The 17435-nt window shown below is 64.5% G+C and carries 19 protein-coding genes; all 19 read left to right on the top strand.

Features of this window, described 5'->3' with window-relative positions; all coding sequences use genetic code 11:
* The coding region (locus B7X30_RS09265; RefSeq protein WP_286730328.1) for a putative inorganic carbon transporter subunit DabA at positions 1-2356 on the top strand (2356 nt) is incomplete at its 5' end.
* Positions 2353-2679, top strand: coding sequence for a P-II family nitrogen regulator (locus tag B7X30_RS09260; protein WP_013104276.1), 327 nt, complete (start codon positions 2353-2355; stop codon positions 2677-2679). The genes B7X30_RS09265 and B7X30_RS09260, both read left to right, overlap by 4 nt.
* Before the next feature lie 295 nt (positions 2680-2974).
* Positions 2975-4396 carry a form I ribulose bisphosphate carboxylase large subunit gene (locus B7X30_RS09255; protein ID WP_013104278.1) on the top strand — a complete coding sequence of 474 codons (1422 nt, stop codon included), beginning with the start codon at positions 2975-2977 and terminating at the stop codon, positions 4394-4396.
* A gap of 68 nt (positions 4397-4464) precedes the next feature.
* The gene (locus B7X30_RS09250) at positions 4465-4794 is read left to right on the top strand and encodes a ribulose bisphosphate carboxylase small subunit (RefSeq protein ID WP_013104279.1); all 330 of its coding nucleotides are present in this window, start codon (positions 4465-4467) and stop codon (positions 4792-4794) included.
* 115 nt (positions 4795-4909) lie between these two features.
* Entirely contained in the window at positions 4910-7648 is a 2739-nt protein-coding gene (locus tag B7X30_RS09245) for an alpha-carboxysome scaffolding protein CsoS2 (RefSeq protein ID WP_286730327.1), read from the top strand.
* A gap of 16 nt (positions 7649-7664) precedes the next feature.
* Complete coding sequence (locus tag B7X30_RS09240; protein WP_286730326.1) at positions 7665-9230, top strand: carboxysome shell carbonic anhydrase; 1566 nt, start codon at positions 7665-7667, stop codon at positions 9228-9230.
* 10 nt (positions 9231-9240) lie between these two features.
* Positions 9241-9495 carry an alpha-carboxysome shell vertex protein CsoS4 gene (csoS4, locus tag B7X30_RS09235; protein WP_013104282.1) on the top strand — a complete coding sequence of 85 codons (255 nt, stop codon included), beginning with the start codon at positions 9241-9243 and terminating at the stop codon, positions 9493-9495.
* On the top strand, positions 9495-9740 hold the full coding sequence (locus tag B7X30_RS09230; protein ID WP_276707390.1) for a carboxysome peptide B: 246 nt from the start codon (positions 9495-9497) through the stop codon (positions 9738-9740). Before csoS4 ends, B7X30_RS09230 begins: the two co-directional genes overlap by 1 nt.
* A 105-nt stretch (positions 9741-9845) precedes the next feature.
* Positions 9846-10142 carry an alpha-carboxysome major shell protein CsoS1 gene (csoS1, locus tag B7X30_RS09225; protein ID WP_013104284.1) on the top strand — a complete coding sequence of 99 codons (297 nt, stop codon included), beginning with the start codon at positions 9846-9848 and terminating at the stop codon, positions 10140-10142.
* A 45-nt stretch (positions 10143-10187) separates the two neighbouring features.
* A complete protein-coding gene (gene csoS1 / locus B7X30_RS09220) occupies positions 10188-10484 on the top strand; it encodes an alpha-carboxysome major shell protein CsoS1 (RefSeq protein ID WP_013104285.1) in 297 nt (98 codons plus the stop codon).
* Between the two features lie 104 nt (positions 10485-10588).
* The gene (csoS1, locus tag B7X30_RS09215) at positions 10589-10927 is read left to right on the top strand and encodes an alpha-carboxysome major shell protein CsoS1 (protein WP_013121931.1); all 339 of its coding nucleotides are present in this window, start codon (positions 10589-10591) and stop codon (positions 10925-10927) included.
* A 26-nt stretch (positions 10928-10953) separates the two neighbouring features.
* Complete coding sequence (locus B7X30_RS09210) at positions 10954-11385, top strand: ferritin-like domain-containing protein (protein WP_013104287.1); 432 nt, start codon at positions 10954-10956, stop codon at positions 11383-11385.
* Complete coding sequence (locus B7X30_RS09205; RefSeq protein WP_013121933.1) at positions 11378-11644, top strand: 4a-hydroxytetrahydrobiopterin dehydratase; 267 nt, start codon at positions 11378-11380, stop codon at positions 11642-11644. The genes B7X30_RS09210 and B7X30_RS09205 overlap by 8 nt, the downstream gene beginning before the upstream one ends.
* Before the next feature lie 3 nt (positions 11645-11647).
* Positions 11648-12286, top strand: a complete 639-nt coding sequence (gene parA / locus B7X30_RS09200; protein ID WP_013104289.1) for a ParA family partition ATPase — start codon at positions 11648-11650, stop codon at positions 12284-12286.
* On the top strand, positions 12283-12540 hold the full coding sequence (locus B7X30_RS09195) for a hypothetical protein (RefSeq protein ID WP_286730325.1): 258 nt from the start codon (positions 12283-12285) through the stop codon (positions 12538-12540). Before parA ends, B7X30_RS09195 begins: the two co-directional genes overlap by 4 nt.
* A 67-nt stretch (positions 12541-12607) precedes the next feature.
* On the top strand, positions 12608-13525 hold the full coding sequence (locus B7X30_RS09190) for a CbbQ/NirQ/NorQ/GpvN family protein (RefSeq protein ID WP_013104291.1): 918 nt from the start codon (positions 12608-12610) through the stop codon (positions 13523-13525).
* A gap of 62 nt (positions 13526-13587) precedes the next feature.
* Positions 13588-15945: a nitric oxide reductase activation protein NorD gene (locus tag B7X30_RS09185; RefSeq protein ID WP_286730324.1), complete on the top strand. Its 2358-nt coding sequence runs from the start codon at positions 13588-13590 to the stop codon at positions 15943-15945.
* 13 nt (positions 15946-15958) lie between these two features.
* Positions 15959-16588: a microcompartment protein gene (locus B7X30_RS09180; RefSeq protein ID WP_013104293.1), complete on the top strand. Its 630-nt coding sequence runs from the start codon at positions 15959-15961 to the stop codon at positions 16586-16588.
* Between the two features lie 15 nt (positions 16589-16603).
* A complete protein-coding gene (locus B7X30_RS09175; RefSeq protein WP_013104294.1) occupies positions 16604-17428 on the top strand; it encodes a S1 family peptidase in 825 nt (274 codons plus the stop codon).
* Positions 17429-17435: the final 7 nt, after the last annotated feature.

The following is a 17435-nucleotide window of genomic DNA, read 5'->3' as shown; positions in this document are numbered from 1 at the left end:
GTCGGCCTATTTCACCCGCGAGCTCACCCGCCTGCACGGCTGGACCGGCTTCGTGCGCTGGCGGGCCTCGGCCAAGCATTACTACTGGGCGCAGCGCTACCCGGCCGATATCGTCGATCTGCTGGCCATTCGGCTGATCGTGGGGCTCGCCTTGTTGCAAGAGAGCGCGCGCCATCGCGGCACGCCGGTGGAGCGCGGGCAACTCGACGCCTTGCTGCAAGAGCGCAGTGCCGAATGTCTGCTGCGCGAAGCACTGCACAGTGGCGCGGTGCTGCCCGACTGGGCGCAGCGCATCGACGACACGCTGGCGCGTGGCCACTGCGCCCGCTGCGACGACCTGCTGCAGCGCTACTGGCCGCTGTGGCAGCGCAAACTCGCGCAGGAGCAGGCCGACGCGTTGCGAGCGCTGGCCGTTGCCGCCAAAGCCATGCCCGCGCTCGAAGCGCTCGACCCCAGCGGGGTGCAAGGGCTGCTGCAGGGCTTGCAGGAATTTGGCGAGCAGGAGGGCATGGTCTGGACTCTGGCGATGGAGGCGCAGTCCATCGACCATCTGCTGGCTCGGGTGCAGGTGCCCCAAGACCTGCCTGCCGACAAGCGTCCGTTTGCCCAGGCCTGGTTTTGCATCGACGTGCGCTCTGAACCCATTCGCCGCCATTTGGAGCGCGTGGGCGACTATCAGACCTTCGGCATCGCCGGATTTTTCGGCGTGCCCGTGGGCTTTCTGGGATACGGCAAAGGCAGCGAAAGCCACTTCTGCCCGGCGGTGGTCACGCCCAAGAATCTGGTGCTCGAACTGCCCGCGGCCCTCGATCCCAACGACGAAGACTTTGTCAGCACGCTGGGGCACGTGCTGCACGACCTCAAAAGCTCGGTGCTCTCGCCCTACGTCACCGTCGAGGCGGTGGGCATGTTGTTCGGTCTCGATCTGTTCGGCAAGACTCTGGCGCCGCTGGGCTACAGCCGCTGGCGCAGTCGCATCGACGCCGAAAAGCCCGTCACCCGCCTGCTGGTCGACAAGCTCACCCGCGAGCAGGCCGATTCCATCATCCGCACCCTGCAGCGGGCCATGATCGTCAAGGCGCTGCATGCCGAGTTGCACATCGACCGCGAACGGGTCGATGACGCCATGATCCGCGAACTGCGCGAAACCGCGCTGCGCCACCGCAGCGGACCCACGCGTCTGCGCGAGTCGTTCGGCGTGTCGGACAAGCAAGAAGCCGAATTCATCGACAAGTTGCGCGAGGTGTACCGCGTCGATCCCGACTTTGCCGGCTACCAACTGGTGCGGCTGGGACGAATTGGCTACTCGCTCGACGAGCAGGTCAACTATGTGCATACCGCGCTGACCATGATCGGTTTGACCCAGACCTTCTCACGCTTCGTGCTCATCGTCGGCCACCAGGGTCAAACCGAGAACAACCCCTACGAGTCGGCGCTGGATTGCGGCGCCTGCGGTGGCGGCAGCGGTCTGGTCAACGCCCGGGTGCTGTCCCAGATGGCCAACAAGACGGCGGTGCGGGAGCGCCTTGCGACCATGGGCATCACCATCCCGGAAGACACCTGGTTCCTGCCGGCCGTGCACACCACCACCACCGATTCCATCGAACTGCTCGACCTCGACCTGCTGCCCCCGCGGCTGCTCGTCTATCTGGAGCGCTTGCGCAACGGCCTGCGGGCGGCTTCGCGCCTGGCCGCAGCCGAGCGCATGCCTAAGTTGATGTCCAGCCCGCGTGAACTCGATCCGGCCCATGCTTACCGCCTGGCACACCGTCTGGCGGTCGATTGGTCGCAGACGCGGCCCGAGTGGGGGCTGTCGAAGAACGTATACGGCATCATCGGTCGCCGCAGTCTGACTGAGGGCGCCGATCTGGAAGGGCGGCCCTTTCTGCAGTCCTACGACTGGCGCTGTGACCCAAAGGGGCGTCTGCTCGAGAACATTCTCGCGGCGCCCGTCGTGGTGGGCGAGTGGATCAACCTGGAGCATTTTTTCTCTACCGTCGATAACGCCCACATGGGCAGTGGCAGCAAGGCCTATCACAACGTCGCTGGACGCTTCGGGGTGATGACCGGCAATCTGAGCGACCTGCGCACCGGCCTGCCGATGCAAACGGTGATGCGCGAAGGACGCCCCTACCACGAGCCGATGCGGCTGATCGCCTTAATTGAAGCTCCGCTCGACTTTGCCGGGCGGGCGCTGCAAAGCGTGGTCAAGGTCAAGAGCCTGGTGCTCGGCGGCTGGATCCGCGCCATCGTCATCGACCCCACTCAGGGCTACAAACCTTTCGTCTACAACAACGGGCAATGGGAGGAGCGCGCACCGCTCGTTGCCCAGACTCAGGAGGATCTCGTCGCATGAACGCCATCAAGCTGTATCCGCTGAAAAAGCTGGAAATCATCCTGGAAGGAGCGCACAAGGAATTCGCCACCGACCTGCTCGACCGCGCCGGTGTGAAGGGTTACACCATCGTCGGCAACCTGTCGGGCAAAGGCAGCCACGGCATGTACGAAGGCCACCTCATGTTCAATGAGGACGATGCGCTGATCATGATCATCGCCGCGGTGCCCGAAGAACTCGTGGGCCCGCTGCTCGAAGGCTTCCAGCCCTTTTTCGAGGCGCACTCCGGCGTGGTGTTCGTGCACGACATTCAGGTCGGGCGCCCCATCAAATTCCGCAACTGATCGGCGCCGAGACGGATCGGATGATTTAGTTTTCCTGAACGAAAGTGTTGTCGATATAAATTGATTCTTATGTGAGCGGGGCGGTATTCTTCAATCCGCTTTCAAGGATATGCGGTTTGTGCAGAGATCTTCTGACCTCTCACGGCTGCTTGGAATTCCAAGCAGCGCAACGCAAGACGGGTCGTCCCGACTTGTTCTGTGTTGCGGTATCAAAGAGACTTTTTGTTGGCCGCCCGTACCTGTTGGCCAGAACATTGAAATTTTTGTCACGTTTCATCGCTAAGGAGTGATCGATATGGCAGTTAAGACCTATCAGGCCGGCGTTAAGGAGTACCGGCAAACCTATTGGATGCCGGAGTACACCCCTCTGGACACCGATCTACTGGCCTGCTTCAAGATCACCCCGCAAGCGGGCGTCGATCGTGAAGAGGCTGCAGCCGCTGTGGCGGCCGAGTCGTCCACCGGCACCTGGACCACGGTGTGGACCGATCTGCTGACCGACATGGACTACTACAAGGGCCGCGCCTATCGCATCGAAGACGTGCCCGGCGACGACACCTGCTTCTACGCCTTCATCGCCTATCCGATCGACCTGTTCGAAGAAGGCTCGGTGGTCAACGTGTTCACCTCGCTGGTGGGCAATGTGTTCGGCTTCAAGGCCATCCGCGCCCTGCGCCTGGAAGACATCCGCTTCCCGATCGCCTACGTCAAGACCTGCAACGGCCCGCCCAACGGCATCCAGGTCGAGCGCGACGTGATCAACAAATACGGCCGTCCGCTGCTGGGCTGCACCATCAAGCCCAAACTGGGTCTGTCGGGCAAGAACTACGGCCGCGCCGTGTACGAATGCTTGCGCGGCGGTCTGGATTTCACCAAGGACGACGAGAACATCAACTCGCAGCCCTTCATGCGCTGGAAGCAGCGTTTCGACTTCGTGCAGGAAGCCACGCTCAAGGCCGAGCAGGAAACCGGCGAGCGCAAGGGCCACTACCTGAACGTGACCGCCCCGACCCCGGACGAAATGTTCAAGCGTGCGGAGTACGCCAAGGAAATCGGCGCGCCCATCATCATGCACGACTACATCACCGGCGGCTTCTGCGCCAACACCGGCCTGGCGCAATGGTGCCGCGACAACGGCATGCTGCTGCACATCCACCGCGCCATGCACGCCGTGCTTGACCGCAACCCGCACCACGGCATCCACTTCCGCGTGCTGACCAAGATCCTGCGTCTGTCGGGTGGCGACCACCTGCACACCGGCACCGTGGTGGGCAAGCTCGAAGGCGACCGCGCTTCCACTCTGGGCTGGATCGACCTGCTGCGCGAATCGTATGTGCCGGAAGACCGCAGCCGCGGCATCTTTTTCGATCAAGACTGGGGCTCCATGCCCGGCGCCTTCGCCGTGGCCTCCGGTGGCATTCACGTGTGGCACATGCCCGCGCTGGTGACCATCTTCGGCGATGATTCCGTGCTGCAGTTTGGCGGCGGCACCCTCGGCCACCCCTGGGGCAACGCGGCCGGCGCCGCAGCCAACCGCGTGGCGCTCGAAGCCTGCGTGCAAGCCCGCAATGAAGGTCGTCAGGTTGAAAAGGAAGGCCGCGAGATTCTCACCGCAGCCGCCCAGCATTCGCCCGAACTGAAAATCGCCATGGAAACCTGGAAAGAAATCAAGTTCGAGTTCGACACCGTCGACAAGCTGGACGTCACCAACAAGTGACCGATCCCGGTGCGGCGGCCGCTGAGGCCGCCGCTGCCTGACACCGTTTGCTCTCAAAGGAATTCATCATGGCCACTGTGCAAGCCTACAAAGCCACCAAGAAGTACGAAACCTTCTCTTATCTGCCGCAAATGACGCCCGAACAGGTGCGTCGCCAGATTGCCTACACCATCGCCCAGGGCTGGAACCCCGCGGTGGAGCACACCGAAAAGGGCACCTCAGCTCGCGTGAGCTTCTGGTACATGTGGAAGCTGCCGCTGTTCGGCGAGCAGTCCGTAGATGCGGTGCTGGCTGAACTTGAGGCCTGCCACCGCGAATTTCCTGACCACATGGTGCGTTTTGTCGCTTATGACAACTACGCCCAGAGCCAGGGTCTCGCGTTCGTGGTCTACCGCTGATCGCGGATCTGGCGTGATGGCATGGATGCCGTCGCGCCGGTTTTCCGGGGCCGCGTGCCTCGGGTTCAGGCTCCGAGTTTTCTGAATTCACGACTTCTCTGCTTCGAGGTCCACCATGACATATCCTGCCGAACGCCATGCGCAGGCGACCCTTTCGGGTCGCGAGCTGGCACTCAAGCGGCGCCAGGCCATGGCGCTGCATGGCAAGGCCGGTTCGGCCAAGCCTGCTGGCGCCCCTGCGCGCCAAAGGCCGGAGATGGCTGCCGCATCTTCTGCTGCTTCTTCGCAGTCGCGGCCCGCCTCCGCCGTATCGGCAGCCCCTGTCGTGCGTGCGGCCGCCTTTGCCTCCGCCTCTGCGCCCACCGCGTCCTTGAATCCGCCGCAGGCGCAGCTCAGTCCAGCGCGTGCGCGCCGCCAGGCGCTGTCGCAGCAGGGCAAGGCAGCGATCAAACTGGCTGGAAGCGGCGGCCCGAGCGCGCATCTGCGCCCCTCGGTCGCTGCGATCTCTAGTGAGGCTTCTTCTCGTGATGCATCCGCGAGTTGCGGCTGCGCCACCGAGCAGTCCTGTGGTTGCGGTTGCGCCGATGCGGCTGCGGCGCCATCCACCCAGAGCGCGATGTTCGCACCCGCTGCCGAGGTGTCAAACGCTGTTCGCGCGGTGCCGATGGCGGGAGGTCGCGCCCTGGCGCAGGCCCGCCGTGCCGCGCTGGCGCAGGATGGCAAGGCTGGTCTGCGTCGTGTGGCGCAGGCCACCAAGATTGCGGCGTCGCTTCCGGGGCAGGATTGGCAAGTCGCCATGAGCAAGGGAGCAACCGCTCGCCAAGTGGCGATGCAGCGTCGTCATGTGCAGTCGCTCGTCGGCCGCGCGGGCGCCTGCGCCTCTGCCGAGTCCTCGCGCCCCAGTGGTCGCATGAAGGCTCGCAACACGCAGGCTCCCGTGCCGATGAAGGTCGAGGAAGGTCACACCCTTTCGGGCCAACGCGTGACGGGCACTCAAGTCGAACGCAGCCAGCGCGTCAGCGGCAACGAGCCGGGCTCCTGCCGCGCCATCACCGGAACCGAATACATCGGCTCCGAGCAATTCGACACCTTGTGCAAGACCCGCCCCGCTCCCAATCCGCCGAAGGTGGGTGTGAGCACCACGCTGCGCGAACAGCGGGTCACCGGCACCGAAGTGGGCCGGTCCTCCAAAATGACCGGCGACGAGCCGGGTTCTTGCCGCTCCATCACCGGTACCGACTATTTGAGCGCAGAGCGTTACCAAGAATTCTGCGACACCCGCCCTCAACCCGGCGCTCAAAAGGTCGGCCGCGGCACCACCGAAATGGGTCAGCGCTTCACCGGCACTTTGGTGGATCGCCCGGTGAAAGTCACCGGCGGCGAGCAAGGCTCGGATCGCACCGTCACCGGCACCAGTTACAGCATGGCCAGTGCGGATACCGCGCCGAACAAGGTCGAGATTTCCACGACGGCGCAAGGCAAGGCCGTGACGGGAACGGGTCTGGGTGCGCGCAAAGGCATGACGGGCGATGAGGCCGGCGCCTGCCGCCCGGTGACGGGCACGCAATACTTGTCGAGCGAGCAGTTCGTGCAGGTCTGCGGCACCGAAGCCCCGGCGCAGCCGCGCAAGGTCAGCGTGATGTCCAGCCGAGAAGGTCAGAGTGTGACCGGCACCGATGTGGGTCGCAGTTCGCAAGTGACCGGCAGTGAAGCGGGTTCCGCTCGCGCCATCACGGGCAATCAGTATTTCAATGCCAAAGACTTCGGCGGCGCTTCCACTGCGGCTCCGGCCAAGGTCAGTACGATGCAGACGCTCAGTGGCCGGTCGGTGACCGGTTCAGAGGTCGCGCCCAGCCCAAAATTGTCCGGTGATGAGTCATACGGGTGCCAACCCGTCACCGGCGTCGACTATATCGGCACCCAACAACTGGCCGCAGTGTGCGAAACCGCACCGGCCATCGCGCCCGTCGCGAAAGTGGCGGTCGACCAGACCTGGAAGGGTCAGAAGGTCACAGGAAGCCATGCGGGCCGTAGTCAGCGCGTCACCGGCAACGAGGCCGGCGCCTGTGCGCCCATCAGCGGCAACAGCTATTTCGGCCAGGGGCAGTATGCCGAGTTCTGCGCGGCGCCTGCGCTGCAGCAACAGCGCAACCTGCAACGTGACAGCACCACGGTTTCGCTGCGCGCCATTACCGGAGACCGGCCTGGTGCCGGAGGTTCGGTGATGACCGGTGACGAACGTGGCGCCTGCGAGCCGGTGACTGGCACGCCTTATCTGGGCATGGACACCATGCCGGGCCAATGCGCCACCAGTGGCCGTTTCGTCTCGCGCGCTCGACCGGTCGAGGAGCCTGTGCGCGATCCGGCTCCTGCGGGCTTCAGCATTCTGACCCGCGGGCATGCCTCGCTGGGACGTGAACGCGATCAAGCTGTGACCGGTAACGGTATGGGCTCGGAGCGCATCTCCGGCTCGATCAACAAGGCCGAAGGTCTGATTACCGGCACCCCCGAGTTCCGCAAGCAGGATGTGCAGCGACTGCAAGCCCAGCAGCAGGTGCAGAAAGACGCCCTGCTGCAACGTGCGGCGCAGCGCCTGAGTGGCGAGGGCAGTCAGCAAGGCACCAAAGTTTCGGGTGACGTGTGGCTCGACAAATCGCGCGTAACCGGCACGGAAGGCACGTCGAGCTTGATGCGCAATCTGTCGATGCGCGGCCAGCCCCGTGGTGCGGGCGCCAATGCCACCACGTTCCGCGAGGTGGAGCGTCCCGAGGTGCCTGCGTCGCGTGTGACCGGCTCGTCAGGCAACACCGAACGCGGTGCGCCGGTGACCGTTTCCGGCGGCGCGCGCGGCTGAGGCGAGGGCAAGTCCGATGAACACGCTCAAGCGCAGAACGGCTCTCCAGGCCAGTGGCGCCTACCTGCCGACGCAGGAGGTCTCCGCGCCGCATTTGCACGCCGTCCGCCCCGCGTTGCATGCAGGCGAGCATGCGATCGACAACCCGGCCTGTGTCATCGGCCCCGGGCAGCGCTGCGAACATGCCTTGGTCGATTCCGAGCTCAACTGCCGCTTGTCCGACTATGAGCGCATCGTGCGCGGCCGCTTCAGCGGCATTGTCGACGTGCTCAAGGAAATCTCCGCGCTGCAGCACGAGCGAGACTTCGCCGAGCGCGCGCAGCGGCTGGCGCAGGAACGGCTGGGCTATGCCTTGCCGCAGCAATTGCTCGACGATGCCTGGGTATCGGGCCTGGACATGAAGGCGCTGCATACGCACTGCATTTTCCAAAGTTTCAAGGTTTGCGTGGATCGCACCGATGCCGACCAGTCGCTGTGGCTGAACCGCATGGCGCTCACGCCCGAGTTTCTCGCCGCCTGCGGTTATCACACCGTGGACGTCACTCCCTGCGCCGACGGTCGCCTGCAAGGTTTGCTGCCTTTCGTCTTTCGCATGGCGCCCAACCGCAACGTCTATCTCAAGGCGTATGCGGGGGCGATGTTCGATGTCGAAGCCGATATGGTCGATTGGGGTCATCGCGAGATCGAGCGACTGAGCGGCGGAATTCCCGGTGGCGAATCGCAGAACTATCTGAAGATCGCGGTGTACCACTTCAGCAGCTCGCACTCGCATGAACAGGGCTGCGCCTTTCATGCCAGCAATGACAAGCAGGCGGTGGAGTCGGCCAAGCAGCGTCTGGACGAATTGCGCATCGCCATCGAACGTACCTATGGCGTGGGCGCCGCGCCGGACATTCTGCTCGTCGGCCTCGACACGGATGTGGATGCGCTGCGCATCCACCTGCCGGATGCCGACGGCGATGTGAATCCCTACCGTTACGTCGATACGGCAGAGCTGTACCGCGAAACCGTGGGGCTGACGGCACAAGCCGCTCGGGCTCACATTGCGCAGCGGGTGGACGAAGCGCAGAACATGGACGGTTGGGCGCAGGGACGCGGCGTGATGATCCCGGGCATGCGCCAGCTAGTACTGGCGCTGGCTGAGGCCAATCTGTCGCAGATCGAGTATGTGATCCATCACCATCAGGGCCGCTACACCGTGCTGGGCCACGACGAAGAGTTCATCTGCGCCGGCGAGGCCACGCAGTATGTGCAGATGCGCAATAAGTATTACTTCGCCCATCTCGATACGGTCGAGGAAGGTGCGGCCGATGTCGATGTCGGCATCAAGATTTTTACCGGCCTGAACGTGCGGCATGGCCTGAGCGTGCCCGTGTTGGTGCATTTTTACTATTCGTCGCGCGTGCCCGGCTCGCGCGAACGCGCGCTCAACCGCGCAAAACAGGTCAAGGCGGCCATCGAAGCGAGGTATCCGGCGCTGGTGGCGCGGGAACTGCTGACCTGCCGCATGGCGCTGTCCGACCGTTTCGACACCGAACGCTGCGTGTTCGTTGACGAGGCGGAGGCGGACTCAGGACATTGAGGGAAGACAGATGCGCATCATGCGAGTGGAAAAGACGCTGGTATCGACGAATCGGATCGATTCGTTCGGTCATCGTCCGCTGCTCGTCGTCCAGGAAAAAGCGGGTGGCACGCGCAGCGTGGCGGTCGATGCAGTGGGCTGTGTGCCGGGAGATTGGGTGATCTGTGTGGGTTCTTCTGCTGCGCGGGATGCAGCAGGCGCCAAGGATTTTCCGTCCGATCTGACCATCGTCGGCATCATCGACCATTGGACTGCGGAGGGCTGATGGAAATCTGGCGCGTCAAGGACGAACTGGTTTGTACCCGGCGTGCGCCGGGGCTGAAGTCCGCTTCGTTGCGCGTTTTGCAGGGACAGACAGGCAATATTCAGGTGGCCACCGATCCGGTGGGTGCGCCGGTGGGCAAATGGGTGTTTACCACCCTGGGCAGTGCAGCAAGGCTGGCCATGCCCGACCCGACCGTCACCACGGATCTGACCATCTGCGGAATTATCGAGGGCTGGGAGGAGTGAACCCGTCAACGGGTTTTCCGTGCAGTCGTGTGAGCAAGAGGGCACCTCGGGCACCGGGCTCGGTGCTTATGGGTGGGAAGTCGACTTTTAGACAAGGAGTGACAAATGGCTGAACGGATGGGCATTGCCCTGGGAATGATCGAAACACGCGGCCTGGTGCCGGCGATTGAAGCAGCGGATGCCATGTGCAAGGCGGCGGACGTGCGCCTCATTGGCCGCCAGTTCGTGGGAGGCGGCTACGTTACCGTGCTGGTGCGTGGTGAAACCGGCGCGGTGAATGCGGCGGTGCGTGCGGGCGCCGATGCCTGCGAGCGCGTGGGTGACGGCCTGGTGGCTGCGCACATCATCGCCCGCGTGCATGGCGAAGTCGAGGGCATTCTGCCCGAAGCGCCGTCGGCCTGAGCTGGCGGCAGGCATTGGTAATTGCAAACCTTTGAGGAGCGAGAAATGGCGAACGTGAATGGAATTGCCCTGGGCATGATCGAAACGCGCGGACTGGTGCCGGCGATCGAAGCGGCTGATGCCATGTGCAAGGCAGCGGAAGTGCGACTGATCGGTCGCCAGTTCGTGGGCGGCGGCTACGTCACCGTGCTGGTGCGCGGCGAAACCGGCGCGGTCAACGCGGCGGTGCGCGCGGGTGCCGATGCCTGCGAGCGCGTGGGTGACGGCCTGGTGGCTGCGCACATCATCGCCCGCGTGCATAGCGAAGTCGAAGGTATTCTGCCTTCCACGCCGAGCGCCTGATCGGCGCTGATTGGCGCTGATTGGTGTTCAGCATGAATGCGCCGACCCCGCCCGCATGGTTGCGCCCAGCGGCGGATGAGGTGAAACCTGATGGAGATTTGGAAATGGCAAGTGTGACGGGTATTGCCCTTGGCATGATCGAAACGCGTGGCCTGGTGCCCGCGATCGAAGCGGCCGACGCGATGTGCAAGGCAGCGGAAGTGCGACTGATCGGTCGCCAGTTCGTAGGGGGAGGCTACGTCACCGTACTGGTGCGTGGCGAAACCGGTGCGGTGAACGCGGCGGTGCGTGCAGGCGCCGATGCGTGCGAGCGCGTGGGCGACGGCCTGGTGGCTGCGCACATCATCGCCCGCGTGCACAACGAGGTGGAAGGCATACTGCCGACCAGCCCCGATGCAGAGGGCGGTGGCCGCGACGCGGAAATCACCTCCACCCGCAGTTAAATACGCAGCTAAGCACGCAGGTCCATATGCCGGTAGATTCCCGCACCCTGGGTTGGTTGACGCGCGCACTCGGTCATGAAATGACCGCAGTGCAGCAGTACCTTGCCCAAAGCGTGCTGGCCCGGCTGTGGGGCGATGCGGCCTTGGCCGCTGAGCTGCGGCGCGAGGCGCTCGAAGAACTCGATCACGCCAGCGCGCTGATGGAACAACTCATTCTGCACGGCATCGCGCCTTGCGCGGGCAATTTGCCGCCCGCTCGTTTGGGGCGCAGTCCGGCCGAGTTGCAGGTGCATGATGCGCAGTTGGAGACCTCGGCGGTGCATTTGTATGCAGACGCCCTGCGTCATGCGCAGCGGGTGCGCGATGGCGAATCGGCCGCCTTGTTTGCGCGCCTGCTCAACGAAGAATCGCAACATCTGCAGCGGGTGCAGCATACCGAAGGAGCCTCACATGGATGAACAAACCGCCTCGTGGCGCGAGCAGGGCAAACCGCCGATGCTGTTCAAGCGCTTCGCCTTCGGCAGTTACGCCCAGACGCGCGCCTTTCTCGATGCGCTGGCGGCCTTGTCCGAAGAAACCGGGCAGCATCCGCAGAACATCAACTTCGGCACGACCTACGTCAACATCACCCTCGATGCGGCCGACGGCGCCACGCTGGGCGAGGCCGAGCGCGCCTTTGCCGCCCGGGTGGATGCCTTGGCGGGAAGTTCGGGCTGAGTCATGGCAGCCGCCCAAGTGCTGGCCGTCATCAACCAGAAGGGCGGCGCTGGCAAGACCACGCTGGCCATGAATCTGGCTGCCGGGCTGGCCCGGCGCGGGCCGACGGTGGTGGTGGACCTCGATCCGCAAGGCTCTGCGCTGCAATGGGGTGGCGCAGGCGCGCAGCCCTACCCGGCCACGGTCAAACAGATCTCGGGCCGCTGGGACGGCGCCGGGCTTCGACAGACTTACAAGGCCTATCAGCACATCGTGCTCGATTGTCCGCCCTCGCTCGACAGTCATGCCTCCAGCCAGGCGCTGCGGTCCGCCGATGTCGCGCTCATCCCCGTACTGCCCTCGCCGGTGGATCTTTGGGCCAGCCTGCGCCTGCCGCAAGAGGTGGAAGCCGCGCGCACGCAAAACCCGGGGCTGCGTGCCTTTCTGGTACTCAACCAGATCGAGCAACGCAGCGCCCTTTCGGCCGCCATGCAGGATGCGCTGGCCGAGTTCGGCCTGCCCGTGCTGCAGGCCGCCATGCGCCGCCGCGCCATCTATCGCGCCTCGGCGCTTGACGGCCTGTCGGTTTACCAGATGGGCGCCCGCGGCCAGGGCGCTGCGGACGAAATCGACGCCATACTCAAGGAGGTTTACCCATCATGAGCAGCATCAAGGAAAAGTTGACCCAAAGCGTGCGTCAGGCACGCTCTACCCAACCCGCCAAGACAGCCGGCGCCCCGGCTCGCGCCGCAACGCCCGCCACTAAGGCGGCGAGCAAGCCCGCGCCCGCAGTCAAGGCAGTCGCAGTCGCCAAGCCTGCTCCGCGCACGGTCGCCAAGGCGTCGGCAATGCCCCTGGCGGCAGAGCCTGCCTCGTCGGCCTCTACGCTGTTCCCGCAGCGCGTCTGGCCCGATTGATTGCCCGATTGTGTTTTTCGCGCCGGTCGGCCCCGAGCCGTGCCGCGCTTTGTCGAGAGAGATTGCCATGCGTCACGAAGACTACGTTCGCACTTATGCCCCCCGTCAGGATGCACGTCCTGCGCGAGCCGGTTCCGTCATGCCTGCCGCCCATCGCCCGGCGGCCGATCTGAGCGCAGCGCCTGCGAGCGGGTTAGACGCCTACCGTGTCGCCCGCGAGCCCTATTACCGTGCGCTGAGCGACGAAGTCGAGCTGTATGAGGCGGCTTATTCCGTGCGCCTGCCGGTCATGCTCAAGGGCCCCACGGGCTGCGGCAAAACCCGCTTCGTCGAATACATGGCCTGGAAGCTGGGCAAGCCCTTGATTACCGTGGCCTGCAACGAAGACATGACCGCCTCCGACCTGGTGGGCCGCTATCTGCTCGATGCCAACGGCACCCGCTGGCAAGACGGCCCGCTGGCCATGGCCGCTCGCTTGGGCGCCATCTGCTATCTCGACGAAGTGGTCGAGGCGCGGCAAGACACCACGGTCGCCATTCACCCGCTCACCGATGCGCGGCGCATTCTGCCGCTGGAGAAGAAGGGTGAGATCATCGAGGCGCATCCCGATTTCCAGGTGGTCATCTCCTACAACCCCGGCTATCAGAGCCTGATGAAGGACCTCAAGCAATCCACCAAGCAGCGTTTTGCCGCGCTCGATTTCCACTACCCCGAGCACGAAGTCGAAGCCGAGATCGTGGCGCATGAATCCGGTGTGGGTCTGGAGGTGGCCAAGAATCTGGTGCACATCGCCGAACGCTCGCGTAATCTCAAGGGGCACGGGCTCGACGAAGGCATCTCCACCCGCATGCTCATCTACGCCGGCTCGCTGATCGCGCAGGGTGTGGCGCCGCTGGGAGCCTGCCGCATGGCGCTGGTTCGCCCGATCACCGATGACCCGGACATGCGCGATGCGCTGGACGCCGCGGTGACCACCTATTTCTGACCTTCGCTAGCGCTGCGGCCCCCAGTCGCCACGGGCGGCAGGCCGCGCGCAGTGAGTCCATCATGGCCATTCACCTCGAAGAATTCCAGGAACTCGTCGACGAGCTGCCGAGCGGTGCGCAGGACGTCCTGCGCGCGTCTTGGAACGAGGCTGCGCGCGTCTTCTCCTCGCGCGGCCTAGACAACTTCCTCAAGGGAGCTGCCGCGCTGCACCAGCTTGGCCGCGGTGAAGAGCTGGTGATCACCTACCTGCAGTCCATGCCCGAACTGGCCCGCGCCATCGGTGAGGACGTGCTGCCCGATCTGGTCAATTTTCTGTTGGCCATGGCTTCCAAGACCTCTGGCCAGGTGTTGGCGCTGATTGCTGCCACTGCGCCCCTGGCCGGTCAGCGGTTGGGCGACGAAGAGTTGTTTCGGCAGTTTCTCAGCGTGCTGTCGCTGATGCTGGCACAGGCGCCGCGAGGCTTGCGGCCCATGCTCGAAAACCTGGAGCGTTTGCTGTCGCAGCTCACCCTGGGCGGGCTGCGGCGCTGGGCCCAGTGGGGCGCGCAGGCCTACAAGGCTGATTTTGACGGGCAGGTCGCCTACTTTTCGCTGCAAAGCCCCGATGCGCTTTCGATGTTGCAGCAAGAGCGCAAAGGCACGCTGTTCGTGGACGTGCAGCGTCGGCTCAACATCTACCTGCGGGCGATGTGGGGACGCGACTTTTTCATGCGCCCGACCGCGGGCGACTACGAAAACCGCGAAGGTCTCAAGCCCTTCATCGAGCGCTACGTCATTCACATCGCCGATGCCTACGACGACTATCGCCCTCTCGGCCCCGACACGCCGTCAGAGCAGGTCGTCAGCGCGCTGGACGTCTATCGCGCTGCGGCCAACCACTGCGCCGCGCATCTGGTGTTCACCACCGAGCCGCTGTCCATGCAGGCCCTGTCGCCGCTGCAGATCGGCCTGATCGAAGTCATCGAAGACGCACGGGTCGAGGCGCTGGCTATTGCTCAGTTTCCCAATATGCGTGAGGCGTGGCTGGCCCTGCAGCCGCCTGCCGACTACAGCGAGCCCAAGACCGTGGGCGATCTGCTCAACCGACTCGCGCGCGCGCTGTTGGAGGAGCACAGCGCCGATCCGCATCCTTGGGTACAACAGGGCGTGGCCCATTTTCGCGCCCAGCCCGACTTGCTGGATGCGAAATTCAGCTGGAACGTAGGCATCGACCTCTCACACCCCTTGGCGGCGCTGGATCTGCCGGAATACAACCGCCGCACCGATGGTCTGCGCGCGCTTTATCGCGACGACAACCGCGCCATCTGGGAGCTGGAGGAGTACGACGAAGCGCAGGCGTTGCAGGCCACCTGGGAGACGCAGCAGCAGGTGCGGCGCAAGGTCAGCGTCATGGAGATGGTCAACGAGGTCGATAACGAATTCGCCGGTGACGACGCGCAGGAGGTCTGGATTCTGCCCACCGAGTTCTATCTCGACCAGGAAGGGGTGACCATCAACTCGCTCGAAGGCCGCCCGCCGATTTCCGAGCCCTTTCACTATCCCGAGTGGGACTATCAGATCCAGCTCGACCGCCCAAGCTGGGCCACCGTGCTCGAGCGTCATCCGCCGGTGGGCGACCTGGCGGTGATCGACGCCATTCTGGCCGAGCACAAACCCGTGGTGTCGCGTCTGAAATTTCTCATCGAGTCGATGATTCCGCAGGGGCTGCAGCGCATCCGGCGCCAGGAAGACGGCGACGACATCGACATCGATGCCGCCGTGCGCGCCATGACCGATGTGCGCATGGGCGTTCAGCCCGACCCGCGCATCATGGTGCGGCTCAAGCGTGCGCAGCGCGATCTGGCCGTGATGGTGTTGCTCGACATGTCCGAGTCGTCCAACGACAAGGTGCGCGGCCACGACTATTCCGTGCTCGATCTCACCCGCGCCGCCACCGTGCTGCTGGCCGAAGCGCTGCAACGCATCGGCGACCCGTTCGCCATCCACGGCTTCTGCTCCGACGGGCGGCACGATGTGCACTACTACCGCTTCAAGGATTTCGACCAGCCCTATGGCGATCTCGCCCGTGCGCGGCTGGCCGGCATGAAGGGCAGCTACTCCACCCGCATGGGCGCGGCGCTGCGCCATGCCGGGCACTATCTGGAGCAGCAGCCCAAGCGCAAGAAAATCTGCTTCGTCGTCACCGACGGCGAGCCCGCCGACAACGATGTGCGCGATCCGCAATACCTGCGGCACGACACCAAGCGCGCAGTCGAACAACTGCTGCAGCAGGGCGTCACGGTCTACGCGCTGTCGCTCGATCCGCACGCCGATCTGTACGTCTCGCGTATTTTCGGCGTCAAGAACTTCACGGTGATCGACAAGGTCGAACGCCTGCCCGAAAAGCTTCCTATGCTCTACATGAGCCTCACCCGCTGAAGGCGCGCCAGGCATGAAAATCTCCCTGCGCACTTTCGTCTTCATCGACGCCCTGCAGCCGCAGTTGGCGTCCTATCTGGCCACTTCGTCGCAAGGCTTCTTGCCCGTGGCCGGCGATGCCTGTCTTTGGGTGGAGGTGGGGCCGGGCATGGCGGTGCACAGCCTGTCGGATGCGGCGCTGAAAAAAACCAACGTGCGCATGGGCGAGCAGGTGGTCGAGCGCTCTTTCGGCTCGATGGAGCTGCACTACCGCAACCAAAGCGAGGTGCTGGCTGCCGGCGGCGTGATCCTGCAGCAGCTCGGGGCCAGCGAGCAGTCGCGGCTGCGCTGCAAAGTGGCGTGGAACGAAATCATCCGCGCCATCACCCCCGACCACGCCACCCTCATCAACCGCCAGTTTCGCAAGGGCTCGATGATCCTGCCGGGCAAGAGCATGTTCATCCTCGAAGTCGAGCCCGCGGGTTACATCGTCTACGCCGCCAACGAGGCGGAGAAGGCGGCCCAGGTCACCCTGGTCGATGTGCGGCCGTTCGGCACCTTCGGGCGGCTGACCATGATGGGCAACGAGGCCGAAGCCGCCGAGGCGCAGCGGGCGGCGATTGCCGCCATCGAGCGGCTGAACCAGTCCGCGACGCATCACTGAACGAGCCGCCTCCACATGGACATCGATTCCACCGCCAAGCGGCTGCTGTTTTCCACCGTCCGGGTCGACACCGTGCTCGACGACGGCAGCGAAGGCTCCGGCACCGCCTTCGTCGTGCGCCATACGCATGCCCGCGGCGTGACGGACTTCGTCGTCACCAACCGCCATTTGGTGGAGGGCGTGCGGCGTGGCGGGCTGGTGTTCACGCAAAAGCGCCAGGGTCGGCCCGCGTTCGGCCAGCGCTTCCAGCTCAACATCGACGAGTTCCCCGCCGCCTGGCATCTACACCCCGACGCCGAGGTCGATCTGGCCCTGGTGCCGCTCGCGCCGCTGCAGCAGGCGGCTGAGCAGCAAGGCGTGGAGCTTTATTTCGAGCCGATCGACAGCCGACTCATTCCCGACGCCGCGACCTGGCAGCAGTTCGACGCCCTGGAAGACGTGCTGTTCGTCGGCTATCCCAGCGGCGTGTGGGATCAGGTCAACCTCATGCCCATCCTGCGCCGAGGGACCACGGCGACGCCCGCCGCACTCGACTTTGAAGGGCATCGGCAGTTTCTCATCGACGCCGCGGTCTATCCCGGCTCCAGCGGCAGCCCGGTGTTCATCGAACGCCGAGGCGGCCAGATTTCACGGCGCGAGGCCACGCGCGATCTGCTGTTCGCCGGGGTGGTTGCCGCGGTGTTTTTCCGTGAGGAAGCGCACCACATCGTGCCCGCCCCGGTGCCTGCCAACAACCGGGGCATGGCGCTGGGTTCTGAGATGATCGATCTGGGGTTGATCATCAAATCCGATAAAGTGTTCGAGCTCATCCACTCTTACCTTCAGCGCTGGGTGGCCTGAGCGGCGA

The organism is Thiomonas sp. 13-64-67 (genome assembly GCF_002282795.1).
Taxonomy (GTDB): domain Bacteria; phylum Pseudomonadota; class Gammaproteobacteria; order Burkholderiales; family Burkholderiaceae_C; genus Thiomonas; species Thiomonas arsenitoxydans.
This window is presented reverse-complemented; position numbering and strand designations above follow the sequence as displayed.

Bases quoted from the DNA above. Each gene is read 5' to 3' on its own strand.
- B7X30_RS09260 (WP_013104276.1), top strand. From the start codon at position 2,353: ATGAACGCCATCAAGCTGTATCCGCTGAAAAAGCTGGAAATCATCCTG.
- B7X30_RS09195 (WP_286730325.1), top strand. From the start codon at position 12,283: ATGAGCAGCATCAAGGAAAAGTTGACCCAAAGCGTGCGTCAGGCACGC.
- csoS1 (WP_013104284.1), top strand. From the start codon at position 9,846: ATGGCTGAACGGATGGGCATTGCCCTGGGAATGATCGAAACACGCGGC.
- B7X30_RS09185 (WP_286730324.1), top strand. From the start codon at position 13,588: ATGGCCATTCACCTCGAAGAATTCCAGGAACTCGTCGACGAGCTGCCG.
- B7X30_RS09250 (WP_013104279.1), top strand. From the start codon at position 4,465: ATGGCCACTGTGCAAGCCTACAAAGCCACCAAGAAGTACGAAACCTTC.
- B7X30_RS09240 (WP_286730326.1), top strand. From the start codon at position 7,665: ATGAACACGCTCAAGCGCAGAACGGCTCTCCAGGCCAGTGGCGCCTAC.
- csoS4 (WP_013104282.1), top strand. From the start codon at position 9,241: ATGCGCATCATGCGAGTGGAAAAGACGCTGGTATCGACGAATCGGATC.
- parA (WP_013104289.1), top strand. From the start codon at position 11,648: ATGGCAGCCGCCCAAGTGCTGGCCGTCATCAACCAGAAGGGCGGCGCT.
- csoS1 (WP_013104285.1), top strand. From the start codon at position 10,188: ATGGCGAACGTGAATGGAATTGCCCTGGGCATGATCGAAACGCGCGGA.
- B7X30_RS09180 (WP_013104293.1), top strand. From the start codon at position 15,959: ATGAAAATCTCCCTGCGCACTTTCGTCTTCATCGACGCCCTGCAGCCG.
- B7X30_RS09190 (WP_013104291.1), top strand. From the start codon at position 12,608: ATGCGTCACGAAGACTACGTTCGCACTTATGCCCCCCGTCAGGATGCA.
- B7X30_RS09230 (WP_276707390.1), top strand. From the start codon at position 9,495: ATGGAAATCTGGCGCGTCAAGGACGAACTGGTTTGTACCCGGCGTGCG.
- B7X30_RS09175 (WP_013104294.1), top strand. From the start codon at position 16,604: ATGGACATCGATTCCACCGCCAAGCGGCTGCTGTTTTCCACCGTCCGG.
- B7X30_RS09255 (WP_013104278.1), top strand. From the start codon at position 2,975: ATGGCAGTTAAGACCTATCAGGCCGGCGTTAAGGAGTACCGGCAAACC.
- B7X30_RS09205 (WP_013121933.1), top strand. From the start codon at position 11,378: ATGGATGAACAAACCGCCTCGTGGCGCGAGCAGGGCAAACCGCCGATG.
- csoS1 (WP_013121931.1), top strand. From the start codon at position 10,589: ATGGCAAGTGTGACGGGTATTGCCCTTGGCATGATCGAAACGCGTGGC.
- B7X30_RS09245 (WP_286730327.1), top strand. From the start codon at position 4,910: ATGACATATCCTGCCGAACGCCATGCGCAGGCGACCCTTTCGGGTCGC.
- B7X30_RS09210 (WP_013104287.1), top strand. From the start codon at position 10,954: ATGCCGGTAGATTCCCGCACCCTGGGTTGGTTGACGCGCGCACTCGGT.